Genomic DNA, 11,016 nt, shown 5'->3' on the forward strand with positions numbered 1-11,016 from the left:
CCGCGCATCGAACGCAACCACTCCCAAACCGGTCAGTTGCCTTGATTCACGTTTCTGTTATAGCGAGATGCGCTTATGAGAAGGTTGCTATATCTCATCCATTCCTGTCTAGCGTTGAACCGCCATCAGAGGTCTCGCTTCTCCGCCCTGTTTGTCCTGGGGATCCTGACGTGTGTCATCAGAGAGGCCCCGCTTTTTGCCAATACCGAAGCGTCCACTCTGAGAGTTGCGGGACTTACCGATACTGTCGAGATCTTTGTTGATCAGTGGGGCATGCCGCATATTTACGCCAAGAACCAGCATGATCTCTTTTTTGCTCAGGGGTATAATGCGGCCCGTGACCGACTCTTTCAACTAGAAATCTGGCGACGACGGGTGACTGGTACGATGGCCGAGATCCAAGGCCCGAAAGCGCTCGACCGTGACATCGGCGCACGCCTGTTGCGGTTTCGGGGGGATCTGACCAAAGAGATGACTCATTACCATCCCGAAGGACCAGCAATCATTCGCGCGTTTGTCGAGGGCATCAATGCCTACATCAAAGATACAGAGCAACGCTCAGAATTGTTGCCTATCGAATTTCGCTTGCTCGAAATCAAGCCACAACCATGGACCCCTGACATTGTGATCTCCCGTATCGGTGGCTTATTCATGAATATCGAAGATGAAGTGCGTATGGCACAACGAGTGAGGTCGGCGGGAGTGGAAAAAACGCTAGCATTGGTCGACTTTGCTCCAACCAACCCTGACCTTACCGTCGCATTAGGGATAGACCTCACGACCTTCCCGAACACAGTCCTCAAATTCTACACCGCAGCCCGAGCGGCGGTACAATTCAGCCCTGAAGATGTCATTGCCGAGGCGCGCCCGGAGAATGCAACGATTGCGCAGCTCGATGCATCGAGTTTCCAACCCCAACAGTCAGCAGAGGGTAGTAACAACTGGGTTATCAGCGGTACCCGCACCCTTACCCGCCACCCGATGATGGCCAATGATCCACATCGTGCGATTACTGCACCGTCGCTTCGTTACTGGGTACATCTCGTTGCACCAGGATGGAATGTGATCGGCGGTGGAGAACCTCACTTACCTGGTGTGTCGATTGGTCACAACCAATACGGCGCCTGGGGTCTGACTATCTTTCCAACTGATAGTGAGGATCTTTACGTTTACAATACCAATCCTGACCAGCCCGACCAGTATCGCTACAAGAATGCCTGGGAAGGGATGAAGGTGTATCAGGAATCGATTCGCGTGAAAGGACAGGATCCGGTAACCGTAGAGTTAAAGTATACACGCCACGGTCCAGTACTGATGGAAGATTCGACTGCTCACAAAGCATATGCTTTACGCGCGACATGGCTTGACGTGGGAGCTGCCCCCTATCTCGCCAGCTTGCGTATGGATCAGGCAAAAAATTGGGAAGAGTTCCGTGCCGCCTGTGCGTACTCTAATGCACCATCTGAGAACATGGTCTGGGCTGATGTAAAAGGCAATATCGGCTGGCAGTCTACAGGCACTGTTCCTCGTCGGCCCAACTGGAATGGTATCCTTCCGGTTCCGGGTGATGGGCGGTTTGAGTGGGCGGGAACACTTGCCAGCAAAGAGTTCCCTTTTGTGTTCAATCCGAGTGAAGGATTTTGGGCCACTGCCAATGCTGAGAATCTTCCTCCCGGATATCCACACATTGTGAGTTTTTTATGGGAGCCGCCCTATCGACTTGCACGCATTCGCGAACTGTTGAACGCTCGCATGGGTACCACTCCGGTTGATATGATGCGTTGGCAACAAGATGAATTGTCGATCCCTGCGCGTACACTGGTCCCGCTGTTACACGAACTCCGCTCTGAGAACGCGGTGGTTCAGACGGCGTTGGAAAAGCTCCGGTCCTGGGATTACGTGCTGGCGAAGGATTCCATTGCCGCTGGAATTTATGCAGCGTGGCAACAACGCTTATGGGAGAATTATCGCGATCGATATGTTCCAGCGTCGGTCCGTCAATATTTTACCAAGATAGCACCGCAGCGGCTCATCAATAGCCTGACAACGCCGGATACGTTTTATGGTCCGCAGCCAGTTACTGGGAGAGACGAATTTCTTCTTCAGAGCCTTGAACAGGCGGTACAAAGCCTCATCGAGCAGTTCGGCCCTGATATGAGTAAATGGAACTATGGGAAGGCTGGATACCACCATATCACTATCCGTCACATGCTGGGCGATGCGGTCAACGCCCAACAGCGTGCCCAACTGAATGTCGGCCCTCTCCCGCGTGGTGGCGACGGATTTACAGTGAACAACACCGACAATAATGCCGAGCAAAAATCCGGAGCTTCGTTTCGTATCATTGCTGACGTCGCTGACTGGGATCGTTCGCTCGGCACCAACACCCCTGGACAAGCAGGCAATCCTGCTGACCCACATTATCGCGACTTAGCAAACTTGTGGGCAGCGGGGAAATACTTTCCGGTGTTCTATTCGCGTGAGAAGGTCCTTACCGTCGCCGAAAAGAAAATCGTCTTACAACCATAGGAGGCGCTATGGCTGCATCTCATCTCGTGCATGATCCCGAAGAGTACCGTATCCCACTGCAGCGGTTTCGTTTTCTGTTGGGCAATTTTCGTGGAGAAGGGCGATACATGCGCGGCGGGAGTGTATTTCGCAAACAACTGACCGGAATATGGGAGGCTGGCGGTCGCTTCCTCGGCTTACGGATGAGTGTCACGTATCCGCTGTCTGACGGTCGAAAGGACATGCACGATGCCCTCGTCATCATCGGCGCTGGCGGCACCTCGGGATCCTTTGAAGCCCAGGCGTATACCGACAGTGGCCTCATTCAGACGTATCAACTGGAGTGGCATGGCGACACCGTATCATTTGCTGACCGTCCTGCGACTGAGCACGGCAGCAACATACAACGCGCCCGGAAAAGCTTGACTCCGACTGCAGATGGATTCGAAGAACGTGTTGACGTTGATCGAGGGGATGGTCAATTTGTTTCGTATTCAACAATTATGATGAAAAGAGCGGATGATTTGGGGAATCTTCTGTAAGTCAGCATGTGCACGCTATCTCGCTTTCCTTGGCAACATGAGAACAAACTCACTTCCCTCCTGGACGTCGATTAAAGAATCGTTTTCTTCTTGGCGATCTTTTGGGCGATCGCACAGACTCCACGCCCACCGTATCGTATCCTTGGGAGGCGAGAACAAGGAGGAGCATCGGGATACCTATGGAATCTGGTACTTGTAACCCTGGCAGCTACCTGACACCTGTAACCGGAAACTTGTAACCTGCTCGACTGTTGTGTTTTGTCCAAAAGCGCGACATGGTCACAGAGCTGGAACCGCCTGTTGCTTGGCAAACAATTCAGCGAAGACGGTCGCAGCGGACTGTCCACGGTGTAACAGCTCGTGCGCATAGAGGATCAGTTTCTCGATCAACGCCTGGCTTTGCTACCGACACGCCTCCCCAATAGTCTTGATCGGGGGCGTCCGGCCGTGCCCTTTTTTCGGTGACGCTGCGAGACACTGCAAATGCAGGAACGAATACGCCACGAAGACCAGACACCAATGTTTCTTAATGGCTGCGGCCGTGCGCATGCGATACTCGTCGAGCCCCAGATGTCCCTTGCTGTCCTGATAAAAGGTTTCAATGGGCCAGCGTTGTACGTAGGTTTCCAAGATTTTCTTGGCGGCCCAGTCCGTCCGATTGCTGACCAACACCGCATAGGTCCCCGTCAGTTCTACGTTCCCAAAGCTCATGACCAAGCGCACCTTGCCCAAGCCGGGCACCCGCAGATTGAGCGCAAAATACCAATACCCCCGCTCCCCGATCGTCACGTGCGTGTAGGCGGTGCGAGGAATGAGCGGCACGAGGTCTTCCATCTTGATATGCGGCCCGGCTAGCACCAGCTTCTGACCCTGCGCATCCCGCAGGGTGAAGGAGTGCACTTCGAGATTGCGGTTCTTCTTGAGTAAACTGACCCAGTCTTTCTGCAGCTTGGCCAGTTCTTCCACCACCTCCGCACACAGAAACCAACTGTCCATCAGCACGGTCTGAAAGGGGACGTCGTGCTCAACCGCTTGCGTGATCAACTCGATCGCCAGCACAATCTTGGTACGAAACTGCTCGTGCAGCGTCTTAAACTCCGCGTCCTGGAGCAACCGTGCGTCCACCTCCTTGTGCAATCGCGTCCGGAGCTTGGTCTCGGTCGGAATTGCGCGCGTGGGAAAATACTCGCGCACGAACTCCTCCCACCGCGTTTGCTTTTCATAGCGCCGATACAGCCGGACCTCGAGCGGAAAGCGCACGGCCCCACTCACATAGTGCGTCGTCACCAGACTATGCCCCAGCGGATACCGCCCCTCGCAGTGGTCGTAATGCCGTGCCACGTACTCGAACACACTCCCTACGTGTTCGCACAGCGTATCGTCCACGATCACACACGACTGCTGAGCCTTCCGTCGCACGGCGTCGGTTTGCTCCAGCATGTAGCTAATCCGTTTCTCGTTGACCTTCTCCGGCTCCCACGGCGCTTCACTAAAGAACCGCGACAGGTTGGTCTTGTCGGCACTCTCCAGTAGACAGCGGCTGATATTGGCCATGCTCTTGTTCGCCAACACCATCAATCCCGTCAGGTAATTCTCAAAGTGCTGAAATTGGCAGCGGTTCTCGAACAGCTCGCGAAACACCTGAGCATGTTCTACGACCACGGGGGCAGGAGCCACAAGCGGCAGTTGCATCGGCGGACGCTCCTCTCGCATAGCGGTTGGGGTGGGCTAGATGCTACCACTCCCCTCATGGAAGAATCAAATTCCTCCCAATCCGGGTTCCAGATTCAGATCTGCTCCAAAACACAACAGTCGAGGTCCTTTATCCTGGTCCCGTCTTCACACAAAACAAAAGGACCCTGGCAGTGCGTCAGAGTCCTTGCTGGACTCTTTACGTCAGTTGTTGCAGGCAGGTATTCCGCCTATCGTCCTCGTTGACACCGCTTGGCTGCAGAGTTACTAGCAGAGAGAGTGCGTACACGCTTTGGTGGTGGTTGATATTGAAGCACAGGTTGTTTGTGCGAACGATCCATTTTTTGCCGATGCCCCCAAGCGGATTCCTACCACCGAGTTTTTAGCTGCGTGGGGAGTGTATGGCCAATTCACTATCACCCTCATCTTGTCACACTCGTAAAGAGCTCACCCTTTCTCACTTAGCATTTTAGTGAGAACATCCTCAGGAGGAGGAAAACTGCCTTCCTCGATCAGCGCGGCGCGTAACGCAACCCGATACGACAAATTAATTGCTAACACTTCAATTGTCACTTTACCGGTAGGTGTTTTTCCCACCAACACTGGTCCGTCCCACGCAAAGTGGTCAGTCCAGCGATCTGTACGGGGATTAAACAGTGCGACGTGTTGTCCCGCCAAATATCCAGCGATATTTGGCCCCTTATGAGAATTGCAGCGCTCGCAGCTCAGTGCGAGATTATCCGCAACGGTCGGCCCTCCGTGTTTCTCAGCAATAATGTGATCAATTTGAAACGGGAGTAACGTCACCTCTGCTGAGACGTGACAATACTCACACCGTTGGGAGGCGCGTTGCCATACCAAGCGCCGAAGCTCAGGCTCCATAAAATTCTACAAGAGCCCTGCCTGTTTGAGGGAGAGGCGCGCTTTTGATTGCAGGAGCTCTAAGAGTCCCGTGATGCGTTCATACTCATCGAGTTCTGCGCGTTCTTCGGCTGAAAGCGTTCCGGCCCGAGCCTTCGTCGCTAAGTCATTCACACGGTCACTGTCTGTTGGTGACAGGCGAAAATGCAAAATTGATCGCGCTGCTTCAATCGGCAGGTTTCCTTCCGCCGGTTGAATGGCACGACTAAGAATACCGGCCCCATAATCTAGGATTGACATCGTACTCATTGTTCTTCCCTCATCAATGCAATAGCAAAATCTCCGTAATCCTACCATGATGCGAAGATGAGAGGGAGCAGCGCCTTTATGCCATTTCTAAGGCTCGCTCATTCTTTCCTCGCCGCTATACCACAAAACAAAAGGACCCTGGCATTGCACCAGAGTCCTTTGTAAGGGTTGAGAAATCATAGAATGTGCATCGCAAGAATCTATGTCGGGACGGGATGCCCCCTAAACCTTAAGTCATCAGGTGAGGCCTGGGAGCATTTATTCTCCAGGACAACGCGGGCTCGGTGTCGTCTCTGTCTTGCGAGTCTTACACGACCAGCCAGTGAACGGGAGCCCTTTTGCCGCACTATAGCCTGTCGCACGATTTTCTACTTTGCCTGCGGTATCAGCCAGCACAAATGTCGGCGTCCCATTTACCCCATATGCCAGAAACGATTTCCGCAATTCATCTGTGGCAATAGTCGCCGGGAATGGACCTTGGTATTTGCTGAAGAACGCATCGAGTTGCTCCGACGACTCGTCGGTAATCGCTATCACAGGTATCCCGCGCTCGCGCTCGAACGCGACCACTTCGGGTAACGAGGCCTTACAGGGCCCACACCATGTGGCCCAGAAGAAGAGGAGATATGGCCCACCCTGGCCTCTTATGTTGAGAGAGCCTCGGCAAGGCAATTACTTGGTATTGGCTGAGGCAGCATCAATCGCCGCTTGAAAGGCGGCAAAGGGCTGCGCTCCACTCAACCGTTGCAGCGTTTTCACTTTTCCATCTTTTCCTTCAGGGACAGCCAAAAAGAACGCGGGCGTCCCGGTTATCCCAGCTTTCTGCGCTTCGCCCATATCTCTCCGTACTGCTGCAGCATACGTTCCCTCAGTGAGGCATCTCTTAAACCCATCCTCATTGAGGCCAATCGCTTTGGCGTGTCCGACCAGGTCGTCAGGATTCAACGCTTGCTGGTTGGTAAATAACCGCTCGTGCATCTCCCAATACTTCCCCTGGCCTTTGGCACACCGGGTTGCCTCGGCTGCCTTAAACGCATTCTTGTGAATGGCTTCTAAGGGAAGATCCAACAACGCAAACCTGAGTTTTCCAGTATTGACGTATTCTTTTTCGATTTGTGGCCACGTCTCACGGACGTGTCTTCCGCAGAACGGTCATTGATAGTCGGTGAACTCGATCAGCACCAGCTTCGCGTTCTTCTCTCCTTTCGTTTGCGTGTCGTCGAGACTCAAGACTACATTCTGTGGCGGTGGTGGTGCCCCACCAGCAGGGCGGGCTTGCAACAAGGTCTTGATCTCCTGCAAATCCTTTTGCAACGCGCGCTGCCCTTCTCTGATCCCTTCCACTTCTCGCCGCAGCGCTTGTATTTCTTTGAGTGCGCCGATCTCTTCTCGGAGCGCTTTCACCTCTTCCGAGCTTTGCGCGTAACTCAGCTGACTGCTTATGAGAGCGAGCGTCGTCAAGCTGACCATAACAACTGAAAATTTTCTCACTATCTCGTCTCCTTTCACGTTACCTTGTACTGATCTGATGCCTGCTCTTCATAGAGCAGATTGTGCTTATCATCGTCGAATCCTCGCCGGAAGGGAGCGGCTATGCCTCTGTGTTCTTGTAACGCGACAGAGGAGAGTTCCATCAAACTCAACGTACGCACCGAAATCTGACAGCTCTTTCGTCTCTCTCGTGTGATTGCAAGAGTTGATCCCAAGCCGCCATGGTCCCTAGCGTGGCATATCCTTCATCTGCCAGGGAGTCAGTGTTAAGAACCACTAGATTCGATGGTTTTTTCGCCAGCAGTTCAAGTAATTCAGGCTGCGGATGAACACCAGCTTTACGAAAGATCGATTTGAGATGGTTCCGAACCGTATGGAGACTCACAAACAGTGCTTTGGCTATCGTCTGCACACATTGATAGTTCCACAGACGCTGGAGAACCTCCCATTCGCGCGTTGACAGCGTGCGCAGTTCCGTCAACCCGCGCAACTCTCGCACAGCCGACGCGGTCCCGCCTCTCCCCGTGCCGTTCGCATTGCGCGCGGCAATCATCTCTGTCGAATGTGCAAGCAGTGTCTGAATCCGCTCTTCGTTGGCACGCAACGTTTTTTGGGCCTGGACAAATTCGGTGACATCGAGCGCATGGCCGAGGACGTACGACAGTCGTCCTGGTTCGTCATAGCATCAGTGTTAATCTGACTTTGTCTACGGTTTTTAGGTCTCAGTCAGATTAGCAAAATGGGACCTTGTGGCTCTATTGTACTAAAGGGCAGATTTTCTCTGATTTTATTAAGTGTCTGTAATCATTGAAAATAATTATCTAAGAGCAGAGGCTTGATGGCGTGACAGGATTGGTCAGGACTCTAAGCGGGAGAGTCCTACAAAGAATTTAGTGAGGGGGTCGACTAGGGGGAAAGCTCTAGTAGTCAGTCATGTTGATTCTGAGGGGTGAACGTGGTGGCGTCATTCCCGCGAAAGCGGGAATCCAGGAAGGTTAAGTCGTGGTTCCTGCTTGAAGATCCTGGATGCCCGCCTGCGCGGGCATGACGAACTCGACCCCTCAAGTTCAGTGTGACTGACTACTAGGTGCGCCTTTTTTGATAAGGTGGGCGCACGGTATATGGGGTTTCATGAGATGTTCCGTGTGAATGCAGAGACCGTAGCGTGCGCTATGCGCACGGGAATCGGAGCAGGTGAGCGCCGCGTGCGCACAGCATACGCATTAAGCTAGGCGACAAGTGCCAGTGTGGGCTCAAAGAAATCCATTTGCACGCCCAAACTGGCGCGTAACCGCTGTGCACTGGTGAGGCGTTTTCGAGCAGCCTTTCTCCCTAGTCGTTCTGCTGTCGCACAGAGGCGCAGGAGAAAGGTCCTGAGCTGAAACGGAGGCTGAAACAGACATTGGAGCCAGTGGTCCGCACTCGCCTGGCAATGACGGACGAGTTTGAACAATCTCAGTTCGCGGGCCTGCTGCCAGACGGTGACGCGCAACGGAGAACTGAGGGCGGCCGTGAGGAGAATCAGGAGCATGCGTCCATAGAGGTAACAGAGAGTGCTGTACTTTGTCGTGGTCGTCAGCGTGGCGACGTGCACCCCACTTTTCCACGCCTTGAACACAAGCTGTCGGGTGAAGGACTGGCACGGTGTCTGGATTGGTATCCGACCCGTTTCCAGCCCCTCCCCATAGGAACGGCTCGTGAGGTTTTCCCTCAAGCCGCTCGCCCAGTCAGCTTCATGACAAGGGTTATGGGTCAGTGTGGCACTAGCAGTGACTTTCACTGGTACGCCGCTGCGCCTTGAAGTGGTCTGAGTTTCCAATTCCAGAACAACCCCAGGACACCATAGAGATACTCGTTACTCCACCGCTGCCAGCCCACGCCTCGCTTATGTCGCCGCTTCCGTCGGGTCACGAGGATCCGCACTTTCATCTCGACATAGTCCCGAATCTCGCTGAACGCGTGACTCGCGTTGCCCACCCGAAAGTACTGCACCCACCCAGTGAGCACGGTGTTAAGCTGCGCGATCAGCTCCTTGAGCGGGGTTGCCCCGCCGTGGTGAAGCACCTCACGCACCCGTGCTTTCAGGGTCAGGCGTGCCCTTTTCCGTGGGGTCAACAAGATGTAGTGTTCGTCCCCCGTGCGTTTGCGTACGCGCCGCAATTCAAACCCCAAGAACGTGACGGTCTCTCCGCGTAGCATGTCCACCACTTTGGTTTTCTCCGGGTTCACTTCTACGCCTAGGCGCGTAAGATGCTCCTGGAGCCGATGCAAGGCCCGCTCGGCCCAGCGTCGTTTCGTGTGGTGGCCACTCACGGTGATCACAATATCATCGGCGAACCGATGATAATTCACGGCCTCATACGAACCCTGAGCGGTCTGGCGGCGGATGCCGTCAAACACCCAGTCCACCTCACTCAGATAGATATTGGCTGCCAAGGGACTAAACGGTCCCCCTTGCGGGACACCGAGCTTGCCTCCGGCTTTCAAAATCTGCTTCACGAGATGGAGTATGGCGGGATCTTGCACGCGCCGCGCGATCTGCTGCAACAGGATATTGTGCCGGATCGTGTCGAAGTAGCGGGCTAAATCGACTTCGACCACGGTCGTCATCCGCCGCAGCACACTACGGCGCACCTCCGCCAGGGCTTGGTGCGGCGAGCGCTTCGGTCGGTAGCCGTAGGAGTTGGGACAAAAATCCGCCTCGAAGATGGCTTCGAGAATCAGCTTCAGCGCCCCTTGCACCACACGATCCCGGATGCAGGGAATCTGGAGCTTGCGGACTTTGCCCTCGCCCTTCGGAATTTCGACCACCCGATTGGCTTGCGGTTGATAGGTTCCGGTGAGCAGTTCGTCCCGGATAGCTATCAGAAATGGTTCCAGCCCTTCGGCCTCAATGTCCGCAAACGTGCGACCATCAAGCCCGGGGGCACCGCCATTCCGTTTTGCCTGCTGGTACGCTTCTGCTAGGGTCTCGACCTTTGCCACGTGGACAAAGAGTCCCCAGAACCGATGCGTCTTCTCTGACTTCGCCTTGTCGTATATCCGTCGTCGCAGGTCCTGCAAACTGCTGAGTGCCTTTATCATCTCACCCTTGCCTTCCTTTCCCGAACGGACTACCGACCGGTCCGGGTCCTTTCCTCCCCGCGTGTTTTGCTGCACGCGGATGCTCAGTACTACGACCCGATCCGCCATCCGGGGGCCATCCCAGCCATTTCCCCCTCACGGTTATAGGCCAGGCCTCTGCAGCGAGCTTTCTTCGCTGGACCCCACGGACTTCTCCAGTTGCTCTCTCTCCCTTCGCTCCATGTCACCGCTGATACCCCGCCGGTGAGGACCGTCGTCGCGGACTCCTTTCGCCCGGCCCTTGCTGCCTTCGCACGTAGTAGACCGGCTCGGCCACCGGAGTTGCGTGTAACGAGGCTACCTCTGCGTTCACTGCACGTTGCAACCTGGAGCGTTGCGCCCGCTCCCTTCCGAGCAGGTTGTCGGAGGGCTTCACCGGCTTGCTTTCGCGCCCCGGCGCCTCCCGTGCTACGAGGCTTGAGTCTGTTGGCCTCGGTCGGACTTGCACCGACTGGGTGAGAGAACCTTGGCTGGACACGCCCACTTGCCA

Annotated in this window: 11 protein-coding genes; 2 read left to right on the top strand and 9 right to left on the bottom strand. The window is 54.7% G+C overall.

Features of this window, described 5'->3' with window-relative positions:
• Positions 1-75: 75 nt before the first annotated feature.
• Positions 76-2,529, top strand: a complete 2,454-nt coding sequence (locus FJ147_07140) for a penicillin acylase family protein (protein ID MBM4255656.1) — start codon at positions 76-78, stop codon at positions 2,527-2,529.
• 8 nt (positions 2,530-2,537) lie between these two features.
• Positions 2,538-3,050: a hypothetical protein gene (locus FJ147_07145; GenBank protein MBM4255657.1), complete on the top strand. Its 513-nt coding sequence runs from the start codon at positions 2,538-2,540 to the stop codon at positions 3,048-3,050.
• Positions 3,051-3,452: 402 nt separating this feature from the next.
• Here FJ147_07145 and FJ147_07150 read toward each other — a convergent pair whose 3' ends face one another.
• The 9 genes from FJ147_07150 to ltrA form a co-directional block, all read right to left on the bottom strand.
• Positions 3,453-4,763, bottom strand: a complete 1,311-nt coding sequence (locus FJ147_07150; GenBank protein ID MBM4255658.1) for a transposase — start codon at positions 4,761-4,763, stop codon at positions 3,453-3,455.
• A gap of 426 nt (positions 4,764-5,189) precedes the next feature.
• Positions 5,190-5,624 carry an HNH endonuclease gene (locus FJ147_07155; GenBank protein ID MBM4255659.1) on the bottom strand — a complete coding sequence of 145 codons (435 nt, stop codon included), beginning with the start codon at positions 5,622-5,624 and terminating at the stop codon, positions 5,190-5,192.
• 6 nt (positions 5,625-5,630) lie between these two features.
• Complete coding sequence (locus FJ147_07160; protein MBM4255660.1) at positions 5,631-5,903, bottom strand: hypothetical protein; 273 nt, start codon at positions 5,901-5,903, stop codon at positions 5,631-5,633.
• Positions 5,904-6,170: 267 nt separating this feature from the next.
• Entirely contained in the window at positions 6,171-6,584 is a 414-nt protein-coding gene (locus tag FJ147_07165) for a TlpA family protein disulfide reductase (GenBank protein ID MBM4255661.1), read from the bottom strand.
• The gene (locus FJ147_07170) at positions 6,585-7,025 is read right to left on the bottom strand and encodes a DsbA family protein (protein ID MBM4255662.1); all 441 of its coding nucleotides are present in this window, start codon (positions 7,023-7,025) and stop codon (positions 6,585-6,587) included.
• A 39-nt stretch (positions 7,026-7,064) separates the two neighbouring features.
• Positions 7,065-7,403: a hypothetical protein gene (locus FJ147_07175; protein ID MBM4255663.1), complete on the bottom strand. Its 339-nt coding sequence runs from the start codon at positions 7,401-7,403 to the stop codon at positions 7,065-7,067.
• A gap of 148 nt (positions 7,404-7,551) precedes the next feature.
• Positions 7,552-8,007 carry a hypothetical protein gene (locus tag FJ147_07180; protein MBM4255664.1) on the bottom strand — a complete coding sequence of 152 codons (456 nt, stop codon included), beginning with the start codon at positions 8,005-8,007 and terminating at the stop codon, positions 7,552-7,554.
• Positions 8,008-8,631: 624 nt separating this feature from the next.
• The gene (locus FJ147_07185) at positions 8,632-9,183 is read right to left on the bottom strand and encodes a hypothetical protein (protein MBM4255665.1); all 552 of its coding nucleotides are present in this window, start codon (positions 9,181-9,183) and stop codon (positions 8,632-8,634) included.
• Positions 9,180-10,487, bottom strand: coding sequence for a group II intron reverse transcriptase/maturase (gene ltrA, locus FJ147_07190; GenBank protein MBM4255666.1), 1,308 nt, complete (start codon positions 10,485-10,487; stop codon positions 9,180-9,182). The genes FJ147_07185 and ltrA overlap by 4 nt, the downstream gene beginning before the upstream one ends.
• Between the last annotated feature and the right edge of the window lie 529 nt (positions 10,488-11,016).

Source organism: Deltaproteobacteria bacterium, assembly GCA_016874775.1.
Lineage (GTDB): Bacteria > Desulfobacterota > Binatia > Bin18 > Bin18 > VGTJ01.